The organism is Kribbella sp. NPDC004875 (genome assembly GCF_042873375.1).
Lineage (GTDB): Bacteria > Actinomycetota > Actinomycetes > Propionibacteriales > Kribbellaceae > Kribbella.
Window position 1 is genome coordinate 126,420 of sequence record NZ_JBIALI010000006.1, and the last position, 21,193, is coordinate 147,612.

Annotated in this window: 20 protein-coding genes; 14 read left to right on the forward strand and 6 right to left on the reverse strand. The window is 68.5% G+C overall.

Features of this window, described 5'->3' with window-relative positions; translation table 11 throughout:
- Nucleotides 1-74 precede the first annotated feature (74 nt).
- From ACFYRH_RS31110 to ACFYRH_RS31145, 8 genes are read left to right on the forward strand one after another with little or no spacing between them, the layout of a single operon-like run.
- Entirely contained in the window at nucleotides 75-1,871 is a 1,797-nt protein-coding gene (locus ACFYRH_RS31110) for an ABC transporter substrate-binding protein (protein ID WP_387782781.1), read from the forward strand.
- A complete protein-coding gene (locus ACFYRH_RS31115; RefSeq protein ID WP_387782783.1) occupies nucleotides 1,868-2,890 on the forward strand; it encodes an ABC transporter permease in 1,023 nt (340 codons plus the stop codon). Before ACFYRH_RS31110 ends, ACFYRH_RS31115 begins: the two co-directional genes overlap by 4 nt.
- Nucleotides 2,887-3,771 (forward strand): ABC transporter permease, encoded by an 885-nt coding sequence (locus ACFYRH_RS31120; protein WP_387782785.1) that lies wholly within the window; start codon nucleotides 2,887-2,889, stop codon nucleotides 3,769-3,771. The genes ACFYRH_RS31115 and ACFYRH_RS31120 overlap by 4 nt, the downstream gene beginning before the upstream one ends.
- A gap of 23 nt (nucleotides 3,772-3,794) precedes the next feature.
- Nucleotides 3,795-4,718 (forward strand): ABC transporter ATP-binding protein, encoded by a 924-nt coding sequence (locus tag ACFYRH_RS31125; RefSeq protein WP_387782787.1) that lies wholly within the window; start codon nucleotides 3,795-3,797, stop codon nucleotides 4,716-4,718.
- Between the two features lie 2 nt (nucleotides 4,719-4,720).
- Nucleotides 4,721-5,686 (forward strand): ABC transporter ATP-binding protein, encoded by a 966-nt coding sequence (locus ACFYRH_RS31130; protein ID WP_387782789.1) that lies wholly within the window; start codon nucleotides 4,721-4,723, stop codon nucleotides 5,684-5,686.
- Nucleotides 5,687-5,708: 22 nt separating this feature from the next.
- Complete coding sequence (locus tag ACFYRH_RS31135; RefSeq protein ID WP_387782791.1) at nucleotides 5,709-6,056, forward strand: ArsR/SmtB family transcription factor; 348 nt, start codon at nucleotides 5,709-5,711, stop codon at nucleotides 6,054-6,056.
- Nucleotides 6,053-6,850, forward strand: coding sequence for a VOC family protein (locus tag ACFYRH_RS31140; protein WP_387782793.1), 798 nt, complete (start codon nucleotides 6,053-6,055; stop codon nucleotides 6,848-6,850). The genes ACFYRH_RS31135 and ACFYRH_RS31140 overlap by 4 nt, the downstream gene beginning before the upstream one ends.
- Nucleotides 6,847-7,530 (forward strand): phosphotransferase, encoded by a 684-nt coding sequence (locus ACFYRH_RS31145; RefSeq protein WP_387782795.1) that lies wholly within the window; start codon nucleotides 6,847-6,849, stop codon nucleotides 7,528-7,530. The genes ACFYRH_RS31140 and ACFYRH_RS31145 overlap by 4 nt, the downstream gene beginning before the upstream one ends.
- 185 nt (nucleotides 7,531-7,715) lie before the next feature.
- Here ACFYRH_RS31145 and ACFYRH_RS31150 read toward each other — a convergent pair whose 3' ends face one another.
- The 5 genes from ACFYRH_RS31150 to ACFYRH_RS31170 are packed head-to-tail and all read right to left on the reverse strand — an operon-like array spanning nucleotide 7,716 to nucleotide 12,763.
- Nucleotides 7,716-9,008 (reverse strand): DUF58 domain-containing protein, encoded by a 1,293-nt coding sequence (locus ACFYRH_RS31150; RefSeq protein ID WP_387782797.1) that lies wholly within the window; start codon nucleotides 9,006-9,008, stop codon nucleotides 7,716-7,718.
- Complete coding sequence (locus ACFYRH_RS31155; protein ID WP_387782799.1) at nucleotides 9,008-9,979, reverse strand: AAA family ATPase; 972 nt, start codon at nucleotides 9,977-9,979, stop codon at nucleotides 9,008-9,010. The genes ACFYRH_RS31150 and ACFYRH_RS31155 overlap by 1 nt, the downstream gene beginning before the upstream one ends.
- Nucleotides 9,976-11,118, reverse strand: coding sequence for a DUF4350 domain-containing protein (locus tag ACFYRH_RS31160; RefSeq protein ID WP_387782801.1), 1,143 nt, complete (start codon nucleotides 11,116-11,118; stop codon nucleotides 9,976-9,978). The genes ACFYRH_RS31155 and ACFYRH_RS31160 overlap by 4 nt, the downstream gene beginning before the upstream one ends.
- Nucleotides 11,115-11,747 (reverse strand): DUF4129 domain-containing protein, encoded by a 633-nt coding sequence (locus ACFYRH_RS31165; protein WP_387782803.1) that lies wholly within the window; start codon nucleotides 11,745-11,747, stop codon nucleotides 11,115-11,117. Before ACFYRH_RS31165 ends, ACFYRH_RS31160 begins: the two co-directional genes overlap by 4 nt.
- Nucleotides 11,744-12,763 carry a hypothetical protein gene (locus ACFYRH_RS31170; RefSeq protein ID WP_387782805.1) on the reverse strand — a complete coding sequence of 340 codons (1,020 nt, stop codon included), beginning with the start codon at nucleotides 12,761-12,763 and terminating at the stop codon, nucleotides 11,744-11,746. The genes ACFYRH_RS31165 and ACFYRH_RS31170 overlap by 4 nt, the downstream gene beginning before the upstream one ends.
- 246 nt (nucleotides 12,764-13,009) lie before the next feature.
- Between ACFYRH_RS31170 and mtrA the strand changes: the two genes are divergently transcribed.
- The 5 genes from mtrA to hpf all read left to right on the forward strand — a co-directional run bounded on the left by mtrA (nucleotide 13,010) and on the right by hpf (nucleotide 18,874).
- On the forward strand, nucleotides 13,010-13,687 hold the full coding sequence (gene mtrA, locus ACFYRH_RS31175; protein ID WP_141859693.1) for an MtrAB system response regulator MtrA: 678 nt from the start codon (nucleotides 13,010-13,012) through the stop codon (nucleotides 13,685-13,687).
- A 170-nt stretch (nucleotides 13,688-13,857) separates the two neighbouring features.
- Entirely contained in the window at nucleotides 13,858-15,492 is a 1,635-nt protein-coding gene (gene mtrB / locus ACFYRH_RS31180) for an MtrAB system histidine kinase MtrB (RefSeq protein ID WP_387782807.1), read from the forward strand.
- On the forward strand, nucleotides 15,492-17,270 hold the full coding sequence (locus tag ACFYRH_RS31185) for an LpqB family beta-propeller domain-containing protein (RefSeq protein ID WP_387782809.1): 1,779 nt from the start codon (nucleotides 15,492-15,494) through the stop codon (nucleotides 17,268-17,270). Before mtrB ends, ACFYRH_RS31185 begins: the two co-directional genes overlap by 1 nt.
- A 157-nt stretch (nucleotides 17,271-17,427) precedes the next feature.
- Complete coding sequence (locus ACFYRH_RS31190; protein ID WP_387782811.1) at nucleotides 17,428-18,009, forward strand: ComF family protein; 582 nt, start codon at nucleotides 17,428-17,430, stop codon at nucleotides 18,007-18,009.
- Nucleotides 18,010-18,247: 238 nt separating this feature from the next.
- Nucleotides 18,248-18,874, forward strand: coding sequence for a ribosome hibernation-promoting factor, HPF/YfiA family (gene hpf / locus ACFYRH_RS31195; RefSeq protein ID WP_387782813.1), 627 nt, complete (start codon nucleotides 18,248-18,250; stop codon nucleotides 18,872-18,874).
- 64 nt (nucleotides 18,875-18,938) lie between these two features.
- On the opposite strand, the gene ACFYRH_RS31200 is transcribed toward hpf, so the two are convergent.
- Nucleotides 18,939-19,751 carry a S1 family peptidase gene (locus ACFYRH_RS31200; protein ID WP_387782815.1) on the reverse strand — a complete coding sequence of 271 codons (813 nt, stop codon included), beginning with the start codon at nucleotides 19,749-19,751 and terminating at the stop codon, nucleotides 18,939-18,941.
- A 288-nt stretch (nucleotides 19,752-20,039) separates the two neighbouring features.
- Between ACFYRH_RS31200 and ACFYRH_RS31205 the strand changes: the two genes are divergently transcribed.
- A complete protein-coding gene (locus ACFYRH_RS31205; RefSeq protein ID WP_387783950.1) occupies nucleotides 20,040-21,188 on the forward strand; it encodes a winged helix-turn-helix domain-containing protein in 1,149 nt (382 codons plus the stop codon).
- Nucleotides 21,189-21,193: the final 5 nt, after the last annotated feature.

Consider the following 21,193-nt stretch of genomic DNA (forward strand, 5'->3'; position numbering starts at 1 on the left):
GTTGACACCCGTGGGCTCGCTGGTGTGGGTTCTTCCTCAAACACCAACACCGGCTGGGGAAGGTGGGGCGGCCCATGAGGAAGCTGTTGGCGGTGCTGGCGGCGTTGTGTCTGCTGGCGATGGTTCCGGGGACGGCGGCGGCCGCTGATCCGGCGCCGAAGAAGGTGATCAAGATCGGGGTCACCCAGTCGGTGGACTCGATGAACCCGTTCCTCGCCGTGCGGCTGGTGACGGGGTCGATCCAGCGGCTGATCTACGGCTTCCTGACGGTGCCGGACTCGAAGACCCTGCAGCCCAGCCCGGACCTCGCGGAGTCCTGGACGACGTCGCCGGACGGGCTGACCTGGACGTTCAAGATCCGCCAGGCGAAGTGGTCGGACGGTCAGCCGATCACCGCCGACGACGCGGCCTGGACGTTCAACAAGATGATCACCGACGACGGCGCGAAGACCGGCAACGGCCCGGCGGTGGCGAACTTCCAGAGCGTCTCGGCGAACGGCCAGGAGCTGACCATCAAGCTGAAGACGCCGCAGGCGTCGATGCTCGACAACCCGGTGCCGATCATGCCGAAGCACATCTGGGAGAAGGTCAAGGACATCTCGAAGTACGACGGTGAGACGTACCCGACCGTCGGCAGCGGCCCGTACATCGCGGTCGAGCACAAGAAGGACCAGTACGTCCGGTTGGAGGCGAACCCGGACTACTGGCGCGGGCGGCCGAAGGTCGACGAGCTGCAGGTGATCTTCTACGACAACCCGGCGGCGTCGATCGTCGGGCTGAAGAAGGGTGACATCGACCTGATCGGCCGGCTGAACCCGCCGGACTTCGAGTCGCTGAAGGGCGACGACAACATCGTCCAGTGGAACACGCAGGGCCGGCGGGCGGCGTACCTGCAGATCAACCACGGGGCGACGACGAGCGACAACAAGCCGATCGGCGACGGGCACCCGGCGTTGAAGGACCCGAAGGTGCGAACGGCGCTGCACTACGCGATCGACAAGCAGAAGCTGGTCGACGAGGTCCAGGGCGGGCTCGCGAAAGCGGCCGACGGATCGATCATCCCGCCGCTGTACAAGGACTATTTCTGGGAGGCGAGCGGCGACGAGAAGATCTCGTTCGACCTGGCGAAGGCGAACAAGATCCTCGACGACGCCGGCTACAAGAAGGGCCCGGACGGGGTCCGGACGATGCCGGACGGATCGCGGAAACTCCAGTTCCGGTTCAGCATCCACACCGATACCCCGATCGAGGACAAGCTCGCGGAGTACCTGACGGGCTGGTTCAAGGAGATCGGCATCCAGCTGACCACCAAGCGGCTGGACTCGAGCAAGTTCACCGAGGAGACCGGTACGACGGCGCTCTTCGACATCGCGATCAGCGGCTGGTCGGTGAACCCGGACCCGGAGGAAGTGCTCGGTACGCACCTGTGCAGCCGGCGTCCGACCGCGACCGGTGAGGGTGGCGGAACCGAGTCGTTCTACTGCGATCCGCAGTACGAGAGCCTGTACCTGCAGCAGCAGAAGGAACTCGACCGCGGAAAGCGTGCGGAAATCATCAAGAAAATGGAGGAACGGCTCTACACCGACGCTCCGGTGATCGCGCTGTACTACCCGAACGACCTCGAGGGCTACCGCAAGGACCGGATCGCGAGCATCACGCCGATTCCGGAGGACAAGGGCCTGCTGTACGGCGGTTCCGGGTACTGGCCGTTCTACACCGTCGAGGCGGTGTCGAAGGACGCAAACGCGGAAAGCGCCGGCGGAACGAGCAGCGGCGTGATCGCCGGAGTCGCCGGCGGTGTCGCTGTCCTCGCCGTCGTGGGCTTCTTCGTGCTGCGTCGCCGGCGTGGTGCGGCCGACGAGCGCGAATGACGACGACGATCGAAGGGGTCGAGCAGGTCCCGGCCCGCCACGGTTTGCTGCGGTACGCGGCGACCAAGGCGGGCGGGGCGCTGCTCAGTATCGCGATGGTGATCGTCGCGACGTTCTTCCTGTTCCGGTTGCTGCCGGGCGATCCGGTCCGGGCCCTCGCGCAGGGCCGGAACATGACGCCAGAGCAGCTGGACCTCGAGCGTGCGCGGCTCGGACTGGACAAGCCGATCCCTGAGCAGTTCGTGCATTTCGTCAAGCAGACCTTGCAGTTCGACCTCGGCGTTTCCTACGAGTACAAGCGGCCGGTCGTCGACCTGATCGGGGAGCGCATCGGGTCCACCCTGCTGCTCACCGGGACGGCGCTGGTGCTGGCGGTGAGCCTCGGTCTCTGGCAGGGCGCCCGCGCCGGGTGGAAGCCGGGCAGCCGGTTCGACAAGCTGTCCACCGCGGTCTCGCTGGTGCTGTGGTCGGTGCCGACTTTCTGGCTCGGCCTGTTGCTGCTGATGGTGTTCGCCGCCGGAATCGGACCGATTCCGGGCATCTTTCCGACCCGCGGGAGTTCGAGCGTCGACAAGCCGGACGGGTTCGCCGGCGTTCTGGACGTCGCGCAGCACATGGTGTTGCCGTGTCTCACCTTGGTTGCCGTCGTCTATGCGCAGTACCTGCTGGTGATGCGGTCGTCGGTGCTGGACGAGGTCGGTCAGGACTACATCACGACGGCCCGCGCGAAGGGGCTCCGCGATGACGAGATACGCCGGAAGCACGCCGTACCCAATGCGTTGCTGCCGACTGTGACGTTGGTATTCATGCGGATCGGATTCGTCGTCGGTGGTGCCGTGACGGTGGAGGCGATCTTCAGTTGGCCGGGCCTCGGGCAGCTGTTCTACGAGGCGATCCGGGTCCCGGACTTCACCTTGATGCAAGGAACGTTCCTGCTGATCACCGTGTCGGTGATCGTGATGAACACGTTGGCGGACGTGGTCTACCACTTCCTGGACCCGCGAGTGAGGTCGGCATGAGCAGCGTCACCTGGGTACGCCGCCGGCGCGCTGCCGCTCGATTCTGGGCGGATTTCCGGAAGCATCGAGCAGGCGTTGCCGGATTGGTCGTGCTGGCGCTCGCCGTCGTCCTGGCGCTGATCGCGCCGCTTTTCATCGATTCCGGCGTCACGAACGTGGTCAGCGGGACCGGCGCGAAACTCGCGCCGCCGAGCCTGCGCGATCCGCTCGGAACCGACGAGTCCGGACGTTCCGTGCTGTTGATGATCTGGTGGGGCGCGCGGACCTCGCTGCTGATCGGATTCCTGGCGGCCTTGCTGAGCATGGTGATCGGAACCGTGCTCGGAATCGCGGCCGGCCATTTCCGCGGCTGGATCGGTGCCGTGATCCTGCGGGTGACCGACTGGTTCCTGGTGCTGCCGTCGCTGGTCACCGCGCTTGTCCTGGCGGCGATCCTCGGTGGCTCGACGGCGACGATCATCATCGCGATCGGCGTGACGTCCTGGCCGTCGACGGCCCGGCTGATCCGTGCGCAGACGCTGGCCGTCGAAGCCCGCCCGTACATCGAACGCTCACTCGCACTCGGTGCCGGGCACTGGCATATCACCACCCGGCACGTGCTGCCGAACGTCGCACCGTTGCTATTGGCAAGTACGACGCTGGAGGTGGCGAGCGCGATCGTGACGGAGTCGACACTGGCGTTCCTCGGCGTGAGTGCCAACAAGACCTCGTGGGGAACGATGCTGCGCGGCTCCTACGACTGGGGCGCGGCGACCGCCGGCGCGTGGTGGTACATCCTCGTGCCGGGTCTGTGCATCGTCATCGTGGTGATGGCGTTCACCCTGTGCGGACGGGCGCTGGAGTCCGTGCTCAATCCCCGACTGCGAACCCGGGCGGTGTGATGCTCAGTCTCGAAGAGTTGTCGGTGACCTACCGCATCGGCTCCGGCGGCGAGGTACCCGCGGTCCGTGGCGTCTCGCTGTCGCTGGCCGCCGGCGAGGCGGTCGGGCTGGCCGGAGAGTCGGGGTCGGGAAAGTCTTCCGTCGCGCTCGCGTTGCTCCGGCTGCTGCCGCGCACGGCCGTCGTGGGTGGACAGATCATGCTCGACGGCGAAGACGTGCTGACGATGAAGTGGGGCCGGCTGCGCGCCGTCCGCTGGTCGTCGGCATCCATCGTTTTCCAGGGTGCTCAGCACGGACTCAACCCGGTCCGCCGAATCGGCGATCAGATCGCCGAACCGCTGCTCGTCCACCGGATGGCCTCCGGAACGGCCGCGGATGCCAGGGTCCGCGAACTCCTCGAACAGGTCGGTCTGCCGGCCTGGCGAGCCCGCAGCTATCCCCACGAGCTCAGTGGTGGCCAACGGCAACGAGTCATGATCGCGATGGCCCTGGCCTGCGCACCGCAACTGATCATCGCCGACGAACCGACCACCGCCCTCGACCTGATGGTCCAGGCGCAGGTCCTCACGCTCATCCGTCAGCTGATCGCCGACCACGGCATCTCGCTGCTGATGATCTCCCACGACCTGTCGGTCCTCGCCGACGTCTGCGACCGCCTCGCCGTCATGTACGCCGGTCGCCTCGTCGAGCTCGGTCCCTCGTCGGGGTCCTTCGAGCACCCGTACAGCAAAGCGCTCGCCGCGGCGTTCCCGACCGTCGGCGACCCGTCCTCCCGGCTCGCGCCCCGCGGCTTGGCGGGCGATCCGCCAGATCCGCAGAAACTGCCCGACGGGTGCAGCTTCCACCCGCGCTGTCCGGTCGCGCTCGACATCTGCTCGACCGTCGATGTCGATCTCCGGCCGGCCGGTGCCGATCGAACCGCTGCCTGCGTCCGAGTGGGGGAATGACGATGCTCGAAGCAACAGACCTCGCCGTCGAGTTCTCCGGTCGCGGCGGCCGCCGGGCCCGCGCCGTCGACGGCGTCAACCTCTCGATCGGTTCCGGCGAGATCGTCGCCCTGGTCGGCGAGTCCGGCTGCGGCAAGACCACGCTCGCCCGCACCCTGCTCGGCCTGGAACGCCCGACGTCGGGCCGGATCACGTACGACGGCACGCCGCTGAGCTACTCCAGCCGGTCCCTGCGCGCGTTCCGCCGCGAGGTGCAGCTGGTTCTCCAAGATCCCATGGGGTCGCTGAATCCCCGCCATACCGTCTACGAGGCGGTCGCCGAAGGCCCGCGCATCCATGGACTGTCCGACGAGGAGGACATTGTTTCCTCGGCGCTTTCCCGGGCCGGCCTGCGTCCGCCGGAACGCTTCTTCCAGCGTTTTCCGCACGAGCTCTCGGGCGGCCAGCGGCAGCGGGTGGTGATCGCCGGTGCGCTCGCTCTGGACCCGAAGGTGCTGATCGCCGACGAGCCCGTCGCCTCCCTCGACGCCTCGGTGCGCGGCGAGATCCTCTCGCTCCTGCTCCGGCTCCGCGACGACCTCGGGCTGTCCGCTCTCGTCGTCACCCACGACCTCGGCCTGGCCTGGAACATCGCCGACCGGGTGGCCGTCATGTATCTCGGCCGTATCGTCGAATCCGGCCCCACCGAAGCCGTCCTCACCGACCCGCAGCACCCCTACACGCGCGCGCTGCTGTCGGTCCTCCCCGAATCCCCGCGGCGCATCGTGCTCACCGGCGAGCCCCCGGACCCCACCCACATCCCGGCCGGCTGCCGCTTCCACCCCCGCTGCCAGCTGGTGGCCGCGGGCAACGGTATCGAGGCCTGCGGCACGAAGCCGCTCGAGATCCTCCCCGCCACCCCGACGCCGCAGGTCGCCTGCCACCTGGCGACGGCTTCGGAACTAGTTTCAACGGTTGACAATAGTTAACAACAAGTAGAACTATTGCGGTATGGCGGAAGTGCAGGTTGACCGCATCTTCGAGGTGCTGGCGGACCCGACGCGGCGTCAGGTTGTCCAGCTGCTCGGCGAAGGTCCGCGCCGCGCGGGCGAGTTGGCCGCGGCGACCGGGGCGTCCTCGCCCGCGATGAGTCGCCACCTCAAGCTCCTCCTGGCGGCCGGCCTGGTCGAGGACGAGCGGGTGGCCGGCGACGCCCGGGTCCGGCTGTTCCGCCTCAATCCGGAGCCCGTTGTCGCGGTGCAGGCCTGGCTCGACCAGGTCCAGGCGCACTGGCGCAACCAGTTGGGCTCGTTCAAGCGCCACGTCGAGCAGCATGTCGAGCAGAAGGAGTCGTCATGACCGAACTGTCTGCCACCGCGTCCGTCGAGGTCGCGGTCGATCCTCCGACCGCGTTCGAGGCGTTCACCGCGGAGATCGACCAGTGGTGGCTGCGGAACCCGATCAACTTCTTCGACTCCAGCCGGGTGATCGCGATGCGGATCGAGCCCGGTGTCGGCGGGCGGGTGCTCGAGGTGTACGCCGACGATGCCCTCGAGCTCGCGGTCGTCACCGACTGGGAGCCCGGCTCACGGCTCGGGTATCGCAGCTCGGTGGACGACACCGAGACCCGGGTCGACTTCGAGGCGATCGACGGTGGGACGCGAGTGACCGTCGTACAGTCGCTGATCACCGAGGACGGCAAGGCGTTCTACTTCTGGCCGCGCGTCATCCGTTGGCTGCCTGATTGGGTCGAGCGCCGGGCGAGCGCGGCCGGGGCGCCACGCGAGATCGGCCGACTCTCGATCGCCTTGTACTACGACGATCCGGGCGCCGCGGCGCGCTGGCTGCACGAGGTGTTCGGGCTCACCTCGTGGGACACGCTGCCGGCCGAGGGCGAGAAGGCGATGTGGATCGAGCTGCACGTCGGATCCGCCGCCGTACTGCTCTTCGAACGCACCGAGCCGCGCCCGAGCACCACCGATCACAACATCTGGGTGTACGTCGACGACCTCGACGCGCACTTCGCCCACGCACGGGACAACGGCGCCAAGATCCTGCAGGAGATCCACGAACACGGATACCGCTGCTACGAGGCCGAGGACCTGGAAGGTCGCCGCTGGACGTTCCTCCAGGCCCGTCCGACGATGCCGTGATCGAAGAACCCCTGACAGGCGGCCGCCTCACACCAGGGGTGGTGCGGGTCGGCGACACGGTACGCCGGCCCGCATCGCCTCGCTCCCACTTCGTCGCCGAACTCTTGAAACTCCTTGAGGACAAGGGCTTCACGCCCGCATACCTGGGCCAGGACGAGAGAGGTCGCGACGTCTTCAGCTACCTGCACGGCTGGGTGCCGTCTCGGTACCAACGGTGGACCGACCAACAGGTTGCCGCTGCCGGCGCGTTGCTCCGCAGATTCCACGACGCCACCCGCAACACCCGCCTGGCTGCCGATCACCCGGTCGTGTGTCACCACGATCCCGGCCCCACGAACTTCGTCTTCACCGACGATCTGCCGGCCGCCCTGATCGACTTCGACCTCTCAGCCCCGGGTGACCCGATCGACGACCTCGGGTACGCCGCCTGGACCTGGTGCATCGCTTCCAAACACAACGACCCTGCCAGACAGGCGCACCAGGTGAGCGTCCTGGCGAACGCCTATGGCCTGCCGGTCGACGCACCGCTGATCGGTGCCGTGCTGCAACGCCAGCTCGACAACGTGCAGTTCTGGGTCGACAGGCCGTGTGACGAGTCGGCCGAACGCATCGCCTGGTCGTACCGCGAACACGGCTTCGTCCAAGCCAACCGACTGCTCTTCGAGAGAGCCCTCACCTGATGCGCTGGTCTGCTGTTCCGTCGAGTCGTGGGGAATGGTCGTGAAATCGAGCCGATACTCACGACTCGGCGAACAGATGGCGAGCCAAACGCCACGATTCGGCGATTCGGCGATTCGGCGATTCGGCCGCGGTGGCGGGGGTGGCGGGCGGTGGCGCTGGCGCGGGGAGCTATGGCTCGGGGGTACTACAGGCGACCGGCCTTCTTGAGCGACAGATAGGTGTCTGCCAGCGCGGGAGCGATCTGGTCCGGGTTCTCGTCCACCACGGTGACGCCTGCCCGCGTCAGAGTCGCTGTGACGCGCTCTCGATCCAGACGGGTCCGGGCAGCAGACGCCGCGCCGTACACCTCGAGCAGGTCGCTCCGGGTGGACTCGAGCTCGGTCAGCCGTGGATCGGCAACAGACGCGAGCACTACTACGTGACGCCGCAGGAGCGGACCGACGACGGGCAGCAGTGACTCCTCGATGACAGCCGGGTCGAGCCCGGTGAGGAGTACGACGAGTGAACGCTGACCCAGTCGCTCGAGTACCTGCGACACCACGACGCGGAAGTCCGTCTGCACCAGCTCCGCCTCGACGTTCGCCAGAGCGTTCACGAATGACGGCAGCACGTCTTCCGGCGCGGGACGGCGTACGTCGGCTCGCACTGCGGAGTCGCAGGCTAGCAAGGAGACTCGGTCACCCGCGCGAGTGGCCAGTGCGGCCAGCAAGAGTGCAGCGTCCATGGCGTGGTCGAGTCGTGGTGCGTCGCCGACCCGCCCCGCGGACAGACGGCCGGAGTCGATCACGATGGCGACCTGACGGTCCCGCTCCGGGCGCCAGGTCCGCAGTACGACACTCCCGCGCCGAGCCGTCGCACGCCAGTCGATGCTGCGTACGTCGTCACCGGGCACGTAGTCCCGGAGTGAATCGAACTCAGTGCCCTGACCGCGCACCAGCAACGCAGTACGCCCGTCCAGCTCGCGCAGCCGGGCCAACCGGGACGGCAGATGCTTGCGGCTCTTGAACGGCGGCAACGCCCGCACCGTCCACGGCACCTGGTGAGAGCTCTGCCGACCAGCAAAGCCCAGCGGACCGATCGACCGCACCGTCACCCGTGCCGCCTCGCGATCTCCTCGCCGCGTCGGCAGTAGGTGCGTCACCAACCGCCGACGCTCACCCGACGGAAGGTCCAGCTTGTGCGGTGAGTCCAGTACGCCGGCCGACGGCGGCCAGGCGTCGCGCAGCAGCCCTCGCACGCGCCGACCCGGGTTTGTCACCAGCAGATGCACAACAGCCTGCTCACCCAGCCGTACGGCGCTGTCTCCGTCGCGACTGAACTGCAGCCGGCGTGGTGAACCGGCCAGGAGCATGTCCACCACACACACGAACAGCACCACGGCGACGACCAAACCGATCCCGGACCACGACGGCATCACCAGGGCAACGAAAACCACCCCAGCCGCCGCCAGGATCCCGGCCCGGCCCGTCACCACCATCAGCGGGGGACCGGGACAGTGGCCAGGACGCTTTCGAGGACCGCGTCGGCGTTGACGCCTTCCAGCTCGGCCTCCGGGCGCACCTGGACGCGGTGCCGGAGACAGGGACGGGCCATCGCCTTGACGTCGTCCGGGATGACGTAGTCGCGGCCGGAGAGCCACGCCCATGCGCGAGAGACAGCGAGGAGCGCTGTGGCCCCACGCGGCGAGACACCGAGCTGCAGCGACGGCGACTGGCGAGTGGCGCGGCACAGGTCCACGACGTAGGCCAGTACGTCGTCGCGGACGGCAACCCGTCGTACGGCGGCCTGTCCGGCCTCCAGATCCTCCGGACCGGCCACGGGACGCAACCCGGCTGCAGCCAGGTCACGCGGATCGAAGCCCCGCGCATGCCGGGCGAGTACGGCGATCTCGGCATCCCGCGGCGGGATGTCCAGCGTCACCTTCAGCAGGAACCGGTCCAGCTGGGCCTCGGGCAACGGATAGGTGCCTTCGTACTCCACCGGGTTCTGCGTGGCGGCGACAACGAACGGCACCGGCAGGCGGCGCGGTTCGCCGTCCACGGTGACCTGCCGCTCCTCCATGGCTTCCAGTAGCGCGGCCTGGGTCTTCGGTGGCGTCCGGTTGATCTCGTCCGCCAGCAGGATATTGGTGAACACGGGCCCCGGCCGGAACTCGAACTCACTGGTCTTCGCGTCGTACACCAGTGACCCGGTCACGTCACCCGGCATCAGGTCCGGCGTGAACTGGACCCGCTTGGTGTTCAGACGCATCGCTGTGGACAGTGCGCGCACCATCAGCGTCTTCGCCGTACCGGGGACGCCCTCCAGCAGCACGTGGCCGCGGCAGAGGAGTGCGAGCACCAGTGCGGTCACCGCGGTGTCCTGGCCGACCACGGCCTTACCGATCTCGGTCCGGAGCGCTACCAGCGCCTGCCGGGCCTGGTCCGCGGTGACCTCGGTAGTCGTCACGGGTGTCGTACCTCCTGCGTCAGTACGTCGAGCTCAAAGGACAAGGACATCAGAGCGGCGTCGGACTGTGGTGGCAGCCCGTAGAGCAGTTCGTACAGCATGGCCGGGTCCCGACCGGTACGGGCGGCAACGGTTGCGACCACTGCGGACGGTTCGGCCCGTCGGGGGATGCCGTGCGCTTTGTGCAACTTCCCCAGTGCCGACTCTCGCAGAGCCGACGCGGCCCGGTCCCGGGCGCGGGAACGCCGGTACAGCCGCGCGCGGCCCTCAGTGGTTTCCGCAGCATGCACGATGACCGGCAGTCGCTCCGCGACGACCGGCCCGAGTCGTCGGCCACGCCAGAACGCCACCACCAGGACTGCGAAGGCCAGCGCCCACGCGATGTACCGCACGTCCGGTCGGATCAGTGGTGGCGCGTCCTCGTCGACCGGACCGCTGCCGGAGGTCTCCCATTGCGGCAGGTACCACGTGAGGTCCTGGTGCGTGCCGATCAGGTTCAGCGCCAGCGCGGCGTTCCCGTCGTCCGCGAGTCGCGCGTTGGTGAAGGATGTCGGCGTACCGATCACGTCGACTGTCCGGCCACCGAGGTCCAGCCGGACGATGGTGTTGTTGATGCCGTCGCCGTAACAAGCGATGGCGTTCTCGGGTGCGCTGTACGTGTACCCGCTGACCGTCGCCGTCCCCGCCTTCGCCGCGGCCGGAAGGTCGCAGTCCGCCTTACGACTCAGCAGGTCCAGTACGTCGCCTGTGGAATGCACTCCGGGCGCGAGAACGTCCAGAGCCAGACCACTCGGCCTGATCAGCACCAGATGACTCCACCTGGCGTCGGCGATCCGCTGCCAGTTATAGCGATCGAGCGAACCTCCCGGCCCGATCAGCAGCGTCTGTCCGTCACCAGGTTCTTCGGCGTCGTCCAGCGACTCGGTGCCGTGTACGTCGACGTTGTGGTTCTTCAGCAGTGCTGCCAGCGCGCGTGCCCCGGTCGGCTCGGTGGAGTCCGGACTGAACTGGCCTGATGTCTGTGCGGAGGTGGCGATCAGGATGACGATCGCAGCGAGCACCACAACACCGGTGATGAGCAGGGGCAGCCGTAGCGCCCTCCAGCTCTCGCCGACGCTCCGCCCGACCGGCATGCTCATACAGCCACCCGTGCGGTCCGCGCGGCGTTGTCAGCGGTCACAACAGCCGCGTACCGCTCCGGTGTGCCCGGACGGTTGCCGTAGACAACCTCCGTGAACACCAATGCGGCCGGCTGCAGCGGTTCATGGAGTACAGGCGCCGTTTGCGACGCGTCGGCCACCACCTCGTACGCCGTACGTCCTGGCCGCTCGTCGAGCACGGTCCGCTCGGTCAGCTCGGCCACGCAGGCCCGGAAGCGACTGCGGATGGCCAGTGCGAAGTCGCCGGCACCAGCCTCCCGCTCTGCCTGCGCTCGGTACTCCGCTGCGCTTTGCGGCCGCGCTGTGTCGAAGACGGCTTGTGACGTGGCTTTACGACTGGTCCGCAGTACGCCGGCCCGCCAGAGCACCACGAGCACGACAAGGACCAGCAGAACGATCAGCATGACCAGACCGGCATGGCCGTTGGGTGACGAACCGGTGAGGCTGTCCAGCAGGTCACGGATCCACTCCATCACCTTGTTGACGGCCTTCCCGATCAGCGAGCCGCCAGAATCCCGGTACGCCGGCTTGGACAGCTCCTTGGCCGCCTCTTGGGCAGCCTGATCCCGGTCGATGTCGACAGGTGGCTCCTGCCAGAAGGCGATCACGCGGGTCCCTCCGACCGCAGTGCCGGGCGCATCCACAGGTCGAGACCTTCACGGCGTACCCGGAGGTCCAAGTAGATCAGGGCCTGGACGGCGGACATGAAGGCGAGGCTGGCGATCAGGGTGAGCACGGTCGCGACACCGGCGGCCACACCCAGCACGACCGTCACGATCACGGCCCCGCTGCTGTTGCTGAGGTCGGCCCACGAGCCGACCGTGATGACCAGCGCGCTGACCCCGAACTGCAGGGCGTACCCGATGATGTTCACCACCAACCCGCCGAACAGCAGGATCCCGAACACCCGCCAGAACTTGCCGCGCACCAGCTGCCACGAGCGCCGCAGTGCGCCCCAGACACCGACCCGCGCGGGGATGTAGAGGCCGATGTCCGGTGCGTGCCGGCCCTCCATCAGCACGACGGTCCCGGCCAGCACCAGCCGGATGCCGAAGATCAGCACCAGCACGCCGCCTACCAGCATCATCACCACGGCGACCGCACCGGCCACATCGGAGGAGATCGCTGCGTCGGCGCCGGCGCCGACACCGAACACCAAGAGTCCCCAGCCGCCGATCAGCAGGATGAACGACAGCGACTGCACCAGACCGACAGCTGCAAGTGCGGGCAGTGCGGGCCTGATCAGCCGCATCAGCTCCCGCGGACCGAGCCGCTGAGCCAGCTGACTCCGCACCGCCGCCAGAGCGATGATCCCGGCCAGCATGCTCGACACCACCGAGAACAGCACCACCTGGACGCCGTACGTGAGCAGCAGCGCCGCACCGGCCTGCGAGAACGGGTCGTCCGCCCCGAAGAAGCCACCGAGCCCACCTGGTACGGCGACTTCGGTCAGCACCGCCTGAATCGCGACCAATGCGATCCCCGCGAGGACCGGAAGACCGAGCATGATGGTCTTGTTGTCGGAGATCGTCCGGGCGGCGTTGTCGAGCAGGTCGGCGGGCAGCCAGGGGCGCAGCGGCTCCGTGGCCACGTCGTCGTGCAGGCGCATGTCGCGGTCGGCCACTGCGTTCCTCCTCCCAGCTGAACCGTTGTACCCGTCGGCACGTGAGTTGTGGTGGACCCCAACCGTGCACCATGATCACAGCCCAACTCGGGGTCACACGGCGATCCGGCGTGTGCACTACCGGGGGAATGGGACACTATCCGTAGTGCGTACGGCCTGGCACCCGCCGGTCGCACACCGATCGGTCGGGATTCGAACGGCATTCGGACGGCAAGGAGACTGGGCGTGGCAGAGGGTAACCGGACGATGCGGGGCCGCATCCTCATCGTCGACGACGACACCGCGTTGTCGGAGATGCTCAGCATCGTGCTGCGCAACGAGGGTTACGACACCTATCTGTGTGCGACCGGTGACAAAGCGGTACCGGCGTTCCGGGAGTTCAAGCCCGATCTGCTGCTGCTCGACCTGATGCTGCCCGGGATGGACGGTATCGACGTCTGCCGGGCGATCAGGGCCGAGTCCGGCGTACCGATCGTGATGCTGACCGCCAAGAGCGACACCGTGGACGTGGTGCTCGGCCTGGAGTCGGGTGCCGACGACTACGTGGTCAAGCCGTTCAAGCCGAAGGAGCTGGTGGCCCGGATCCGGGCCCGGCTGCGCCGGATGGACGAGCCCGGTCCGGAGTCGCTGACCATCGGCGACCTGACCATCGACGTCGCCGGGCACTCCGTGAAGCGGGCCGGCGAGACGATCCAGCTGACGCCGCTGGAGTTCGACCTGCTGGTCTGCCTGGCGTCGAAGCCCTGGCAGGTGTTCACCCGTGAGGTGCTGCTGGAGCAGGTCTGGGGCTACCGGCACGCGGCCGACACCCGGCTCGTGAACGTGCACGTCCAGCGACTGCGCTCCAAGATCGAGAAGGACCCTGAGCACCCCGAGATCGTCGTCACGGTCCGCGGTGTCGGATACAAGGCTGGTGCGGACTGATCGAGTACGGACGCGGCCCAGAGTCGCAGACGGCCCACCCGGAGGCGGCGACCGATCCGGTCGTCGAGGACCACACCGGCCAGCCAGGTGGTCCGTCGGACGGGCAGCCGACCCCACCCGAGCTGGAGGGGGCCGAGTCCCGCGGGACGGAGCTGGAGCTCACCGCCGCCGTGGCGGACTGGTCTGCCCAGCCGCAGCCGCTCTGGCGGACGCACCCGAAGCACTGGCCGGACATCTGGCGCCGCTCCATTCAGGCCCGGATCGTCACCGGCACCCTGCTGATGTCGACGCTGGTCCTGATCCTGGTCGGCTGGGTGATGATGAGCCAGGTCACCGACGGTGTGCTGGAATCACGGCGTACCAGTGCCCAGGCGGAGGTGCGCGCGCAGTTGGCGCAGCTGGCCAACACGATCGACGCCGCCAACCGCAGCGACATCAACCAGCAGCTGTCCGAGCTGGTGCTGGGCACCAACCGCCCCGGCCTGTACGACGTTCTGCTGGTCCCGACCGACCAGGCGGCGTCCAACGCCATCCGCTATACCGGCCTGGTCGACAGCGACTCGATCCCGCAGGCGCTGGCGTCCTCGGTGATGAGCGACGACTCCAAGCTGTACGACACGTACACGGAGATCAACTACCGGGATGGATCCGGCGCACCGGGGCTGGTGATCGGTTCGCAGATCCGGATCAACTCCACCGGCGACCGGTACGCGATCTACTTCCTCTTCCCGCTCACCGCGCAGCAGGAGACGCTCGACGTCGTCCAGCGCGCTCTGGTGACCGCAGGGCTGCTGCTGATCGTTCTGCTCGGTGCGGTGGCCTGGCTGGTCACCCGGCAGGTGGTGACGCCCGTCCGGATGGCCCGGCGGATCGCTGAGCGACTGGCGGCCGGCAAGCTCGAGGAGCGGATGCAGGTCCGCGGCACTGACGACCTGGCCCGGCTGGCGTTGTCGTTCAACAAGATGGCCAGCAACCTGCAGCGGCAGATCCGCCGGCTGGAGGAGCTGTCGCGGCTGCAGCGCCGGTTCGTGTCGGACGTGTCGCACGAGCTGCGGACGCCACTGACCACGGTCCGGATGGCAGCCGACCTGCTGCACGAGAGCCGCGACCAGTTCGACCCGATGAGCCGCCGCTCGGTGGAGCTGCTGCAGAACGAGCTCAACCGGTTCGAGGAACTGCTCGCCGACCTGCTGGAGATCAGCAGGTTCGACGCCGGCGCGGCCGCGCTCGACCTGGAGGACGTCGACCTGCGCGACATCGTGACCCGCGTACTGGAGAACCACGAGGCGCTGCTGAAGGCCAAGGGCTGCCCGGTCGAGCTGGACATGAAGGCGCCGTGCCGGGCCAAGGTGGACTCGCGCCGGATCGAGCGGATTCTGCGCAACCTGATCGGCAACGCCATCGAGCACAGCGAGGGCCTCCCGATCCGGATCAGCACGGCGTACGACGAGGACGCGGCGGCGGTCGCGGTCCGCGACCACGGGGTCGGCTTCCGGGCCGAGGAGGCGGAGATGGTGTTCAGCCGGTTCTGGCGGGCCGACCCGGCCCGGGCCCGGACCACGGGTGGCACCGGCCTCGGTCTGTCGATCGCGCTGGAGGACGCCCGGCTGCACGGCGGCCGGCTGGACGCCTGGGGCTCACCGGGCGACGGTGCGTACTTCCGGCTGACGCTGCCGCGCCGGCCGGACGTGGCGCTCACCGGCTCGCCGCTGCCTGCCCGCCCCGCGGACGCGCTGCGGATCGTCACCGAGCTCGTCGACGTCGGAGCGCCGTACCAGAAGCTGAACGGTGGTGACGAGCGGTGATGCGGAAGCTGCGCGCGGTTCTGCCCGCGCTGTTGGCCGCCGCCCTGCTGGCCGGCTGCGCGACCGTACCCACCCAGGGCACCATCCGCAGTGGCGAGCGCCAGGGACTGGCGCCGGACCTCGGCGGTGTCGGCGTCGAGGCCAAGCCGCCGCGGGCGAACGTGGACGAGATGGCGATCGTCAGCGGGTTCCTGGAGGCCATGTCGGACTCCCAGGCGTACGACGTCGCTCGGCAGTACATGACCCCGGAGGCGGCCGCGGCGTGGAAGCCGGAGCTGCAGACGGTGGTCTACGACCAGAGCCCGGAGTCGCTCACCAAGAAGGGCGACGGCATCCAGCTGAGCGCCCCGCGGATCGCCACCATCGGCGCCCGTGGCGAGTGGAACCCGGCGCCGGTGAACGCCCAGACCACGTTCTTGTTCAAGCTGAAGAAGGTCGACGGCCAGTTCCGCGTCGACTCGGTCCCGCCCGGTGCGTACCTAGGCAGCAACCAGGTGGACCTGAAGCTCGCTTCCCGGGACCTGTACTTCTTCAACCCGGCCCGTGAGCTGCTGGTGGCCGACCCGGTCTATCTGCCGCTGAACCTGTCCCAGGGCCAGGCGGCGACCCAGCTGATCCAGGAGCTGCTGAAGGGCCCGACCAGCCGGCTGGGCAACGGCGTGACCACCGTGGCGCCGCCGGGCACGGAGGTGCAGGTGTCCGTTCCCGTCGACTTCGGCGTGGCCACCGTCGCGCTGAACGACGCTGCCGGCGGGCTCCGCGACCAGGATCGGCACCTGTTGGCCGCACAGATCGTCTGGACGCTCAACCAGATCAATCTGCGGGCCAAGATCACCGTCGGTGGGGCCCCGCTGCTGCCGGACGAGCCGGACGTGCTGCCGTTCGCCAACTTCACCCAGTTCGACCCGCAGGTCCCGGGGGCGGCGCTGACCAAGCTGTTCGGCCTGCGCCGGAACAAGCCGCAGCGCATCGTCGGGCTCGACGGGTCCTCGGACATCGCCGCCCAGCCGCTGAGCAGCAGCAAGCTGTCGTCGTACGACGCCGAGTCGTTCGCGGTGAACCTGAGCGGCACCTTCGGCGCGATCATCACCACCACCAAGAACGGCGACCACGTCGTCATGTACGGGCGGCTGGACCCGGCGGGGGACAAGGACGACAACCTGGTGCCGATCAAGGTCGAGGGGAAGACCCTGCAGCCGAGCTTCGACAACCAGGACAACCTCTGGATCCTGGACCGCGCCGACACCGACCACCCCAGACTCCGGGTCCGCGGTCGCGACGGCAAGCTCACCCCGGTGGCGGTCGACTTCAAGGGGGACCTGCCGGAGGATCTCCGGATGGCCCCGGACGGTGTCCGGGCACTGCTGGTGATGAAGCCGAAGGCCGGCGACCAGAACACCGTGCAGATCGGCACCGTCCAGACCCGGGACGGCGGGAAGCAGCTGGTGCTCACCGAGCTCCGGCACCTGCAGCTCGGGCTGACCAACATCACCGACGCGGCCTGGAGCAAGGCGGGCATCCTGGTCGTCGGCGCGACGGCCAACAACCCGCGTCGTCAGACCTGGATGGTGAACACCGACGGCTCCAGCCTCCAGCTGCTGCCGGGATCGACCCCCGACTTCACCGCGGAGCACGTCACCTCGAACCCGAACAAGGACACGCTGCCGGTGATCCAGGACGACAGCGGACGCGTCCACTGGCTCAGCAAGGACCTGCTCTGGATGACCATGGACTCCGACGCCGGCTCCGCGCCGATCACCCCGACGTACCCCGGCTGACAGTTGTCCACAGGCGGGAGTTGCTCGCCGGCGACGACTCACCGATCGTGGTGGGGTGTGGGGCGGGTTCGCGGATCTGGTGCTGGGCGGGCGGTGCGCCGGCTGCGAACGGCCCGGAGTGACTCTCTGTGCTGGTTGCCGGGGGCTACTGACGGAGTTGACTCCGTTCCGTGCATGGCCGGACCCGGCGCCACCCGGGCTCGCGCCGCCGACCGCCGCCGCGGCGTACGGCGGGGAGCTCCGCGGGCTGATCCTCGCGCACAAGGAGCAGGCCCGGTACGCGCTCGCCGAACCGCTCGGTCAGCTGCTCGCGACCGTCGTTCGGACGGCCCTGGCGGGGCGGAGGGCGGCGTGGCTCTGCCCGGTGCCGTCGCCCCCGGCAACAGTCCGGCAGCGTGGGCACGACCCACTCCGGCGGATTACGAAGACAGCCGTCAGATCCCTGCGCAGACAGGGAATCGACGCCCGGGTCGCCGACGCGCTGCGGGTCGTCCGGCGCCCCGACGACCAGGCCGGGCTGTCCGCGGAACGCCGTACCGCCAACCTGGACGGGGCGTTCGGGCTGCGTTCGCGCTGGGCTGAAACGCTGATCGATCAACCGGTCCTGCTGGTCGACGACGTGATCACCACCGGATCCACGCTCAGCGAGGCCTGCCGCGCCTTGGAAACCGGCGGAATCCGGGTCCTCGGCTGCGCCGTCCTGGCCGCGACGGCGAGACACGCGGCGTCTGGTTCATGAGAACTTCTCTACCGGTTTTCGCCGAAGCCGACTAGCGTTGGCCTATGACACCCGCAGGGGCTTGTCGGGCAGTGAAGTGGTGCAGGACCGGATCAGCCGGCTTCCTGGCCACGGGGTCCGACCGGCTCGACCGCGGGTGTTCTCGTTTCGGGCGCCCCAATCGCGATCAGCTCAGCGAGGACAGGAAGGACGGGGGCCCGGAGACGTAACAAGAAGTCGCCGATCGATGGAGGTTTCCGTGGACGTCGTTGTCAAGGGTCATCACTGCGAGGTCAGTGACCGCTTCCGGCAGTACGTCGAGGAAAAACTCGAGCGAATCGAGAAAGTCGATCATCGGGTACTGCGGTGCGAGGTGGAAGTCAGCCAGGAGAAGAACCCGCGACAGCACGATCGGGCGATGCGTGTCGAGCTCACCATGTACACCAAGGGTCCGGTGGTCCGCGCGGAGGCGTGCGGAGAGACCAAGCAGGCGGCGTTCGACGTCTGCCTGGACCGGCTCCGGTCCCAGGTCCGCAAGGCGGCCGACCGGCGCCGGGTGCATCGCGGTGAGCGCACGCCGGAAGGCCTGCGACACGTGAACGCGAAGCAGCCGCTCAACGACAACGCCCCGGTAGTGGAGGAACCAGTCGCCGAGGAAGAAGTGGCGACACACAAGTACGGATCTCTCACGGTCACCGGCGACGGACCGCTGGTGATGCGGGAGAAGACGCATACCGCCAAGCCGATGACCCTGGACCAGGCGCTCTACGAGCTCGAACTGGTCGGGCACGACTTCTACCTGTTCGTCGACGCCGACGAGAACCAGCCCAGCGTCGTCTACCGCCGCCGCGGCTACGACTACGGCGTGATCAGGCTGGCCGTCTAGACCGCGGGAGGAGCACGACGAAGGGGCCGGGCGATCGCCCGGCCCCTTCGCTGTCGCTGCTGGGTCAGCTGTCGATCTGCTGCTGGAGTTCGGTCGCGTACGTCGCGACCTGGGCGTAGACACCCGGGTTACCGGCGTCCGCGCAGCCGACGCCCCAGGAGACGACGCCGAACAGGCGGCCGTTCAGGACCAGCGGGCCACCGGAGTCGCCCTGGCAGGAGTCCTTGCCGCCCTGCTCGTAGCCGGCGCAGATCTCGCCGTCCGGGGTGTAGCCCTGGCTCGCGTACGCCTTCGAGCAGTAGTCGTCACCGAGCACCGGTACGTCGACCTTCTGGAAGGTGTCCTCCGGTCCGGTGCCCTCCGTGGAGCCCCAGCCGTAGACGACGGACGCAGCACCGGCCTTGTCGACGGCCTTGTCGGTCTCCAGCGCGAGCGTGTCCACACCGTCGAACGGCGTCGCCAGCGTCAGTACCGCCACGTCGTGACCGGCGGACTTGCCGTACTCCGGGTCCACCCAGATGCTGCTGATCTTCGACGTCTTGCCACCGGTCTGGGTCAGCACGTCCCGACCCTGGATCGCGGTGTAGGTGGATGCGGCCTCCTGGGCGCAGTGCGCGGCGGTGACGATCTTGTTCGCCTTCACCAGCGTGGAGCCGCACCACTGGCCGCTCGGCGAGGGGGAACCGCTGTTGTTGAGGGCCACGGCCCAGGGGGCGTCCGCGGTGTGGGCGATGGTGCCGCCGACGATGCGGTTGGTGGGGGCGCCGGGGTTCTGCGCGGCCGACGCGGAGCCGGCCACGGCCACCGCACCGAGGGACGCCGCGGTCAGGACACCGGCCGCCAGGGCAGCACGGATTACATGCTTCGTTCCTGTCATGCCTCACTCCAGGGTGATAGGGGCCGCACGGGCGGACGGCCTGCTGGCAGGTTCCCCCGAACACCATCCGTAGCGCACCTCCCACTTTCGGTAACTTCCGAGTTATGCCCAGCCCGTCTCCGCCGTCTTTGGGTCCCCACCAACCGTTTCGAGGGCGTGAAGACGGTTGGTGGGGACCCAAAGAGGAACGTGGGAATGTCGGTGCGGCCCGGCACAATCGGGCGCGTGACTACACAGGTGCTGTCGACGGCTCAGGCGCGCCGGGTCGCGCTGGCTGCGCAAGGGTTCATGGATCCGCGGCCGAAGGGCGTCCCCGATGCGCGGGCGCTGGCTCGGGTGCTGGGGCGGATCGGGCTGATCCAGATCGACTCGGTGAACGTGCTGAGCCGCACGCAGTACCTGCCGCTCTACTCGCGCCTCGGTCCGTATCCGCGCGACCTGCTCGACCGCGCCTCCGGGAAGGCACCACGTCGCCTGGTGGAGTACTGGGCGCACGAGGCGTCGCTGATCCCGGTCGAGACGCACCCGCTGATGCGCTGGCGGATGGCGCGGGCGACGACCGAGGCGTGGGGCGGCCCGCGGTCGATCGCACGCAAGCGTCCCGACCTGGTCAAGCAGGTGCTCGCCGATGTCCAGACACACGGCCCGCTGACCGCGCGGGAGATCGACGACGACGTCGAGCGCGAGCGGAACAACTGGGGCTGGAACTGGTCCGACGTGAAGCAGGCCCTCGAGTACCTGTTCTTCGCGGGCGAGATCACCGTGGCGGGGCGCAACCAGCAGTTCGAGCGGATGTACGACGTACCTGAGCGGGTGCTGCCGCGCGCGGTGGTGGACACGCCGACCCCGTCGCCGGCCGAGGCGCACCGCGGGCTGGTCTCGATCGCGGCGCGGGCGCACGGGGTGGCGACGGCGCAGTGCCTGCGGGACTACTTCCGGACTGCGCCGGAGCCGACGCTGCAGGCGATCGCGGAGCTGGTCGAGGAAGGCGAGCTGCTGCCGGTCCGGATCGACGGGTGGAAGCGCCCGGCGTACCTGCACCGCGACGCGCGGTTGCCGCGACGGGTCAACACCCGCGCCCTGGTCAGCCCGTTCGACTCGCTGGTCTTCGAACGGACCCGGACCGAGGTCCTTTTCGACTTCCGGTACCGGATCGAGATCTACGTCCCGGCCGACAAGCGCATCTTCGGGTACTACGTGCTGCCCTTCCTGCTCGGGGACAAATTGGTCGCCCGAGTCGACCTGAAGGCTGACCGCACCGGCGGCGTACTGCTCGTCCAGTCGGCGCACGCCGAGCCGAAGGCTCCGGTGGAGACGCCCGAGGAGCTGGCCGCCGAGCTCGTCCAGCTGGCCGGCTGGCTCGGGCTGGACCAGGTCCGGGTGGCCGGTGGAGGTGATCTGTCGCCTGCGCTGAGTGACGCCTTGCGCGGTTTCTGAGACGA

Coding starts and splice junctions, on each gene's coding strand:
- ACFYRH_RS31110 (WP_387782781.1), top strand. CDS start 75: ATGAGGAAGCTGTTGGCGGTGCTGGCGGCGTTGTGTCTGCTGGCGATG.
- ACFYRH_RS31115 (WP_387782783.1), top strand. CDS start 1,868: ATGACGACGACGATCGAAGGGGTCGAGCAGGTCCCGGCCCGCCACGGT.
- ACFYRH_RS31120 (WP_387782785.1), top strand. CDS start 2,887: ATGAGCAGCGTCACCTGGGTACGCCGCCGGCGCGCTGCCGCTCGATTC.
- ACFYRH_RS31130 (WP_387782789.1), top strand. CDS start 4,721: ATGCTCGAAGCAACAGACCTCGCCGTCGAGTTCTCCGGTCGCGGCGGC.
- ACFYRH_RS31135 (WP_387782791.1), top strand. CDS start 5,709: ATGGCGGAAGTGCAGGTTGACCGCATCTTCGAGGTGCTGGCGGACCCG.
- ACFYRH_RS31140 (WP_387782793.1), top strand. CDS start 6,053: ATGACCGAACTGTCTGCCACCGCGTCCGTCGAGGTCGCGGTCGATCCT.
- ACFYRH_RS31150 (WP_387782797.1), bottom strand. CDS start 9,008: ATGGTGGTGACGGGCCGGGCCGGGATCCTGGCGGCGGCTGGGGTGGTT.
- ACFYRH_RS31160 (WP_387782801.1), bottom strand. CDS start 11,118: ATGAGCATGCCGGTCGGGCGGAGCGTCGGCGAGAGCTGGAGGGCGCTA.
- mtrA (WP_141859693.1), top strand. CDS start 13,010: ATGCGGGGCCGCATCCTCATCGTCGACGACGACACCGCGTTGTCGGAG.
- ACFYRH_RS31185 (WP_387782809.1), top strand. CDS start 15,492: ATGCGGAAGCTGCGCGCGGTTCTGCCCGCGCTGTTGGCCGCCGCCCTG.
- ACFYRH_RS31200 (WP_387782815.1), bottom strand. CDS start 19,751: ATGACAGGAACGAAGCATGTAATCCGTGCTGCCCTGGCGGCCGGTGTC.
- ACFYRH_RS31205 (WP_387783950.1), top strand. CDS start 20,040: ATGGATCCGCGGCCGAAGGGCGTCCCCGATGCGCGGGCGCTGGCTCGG.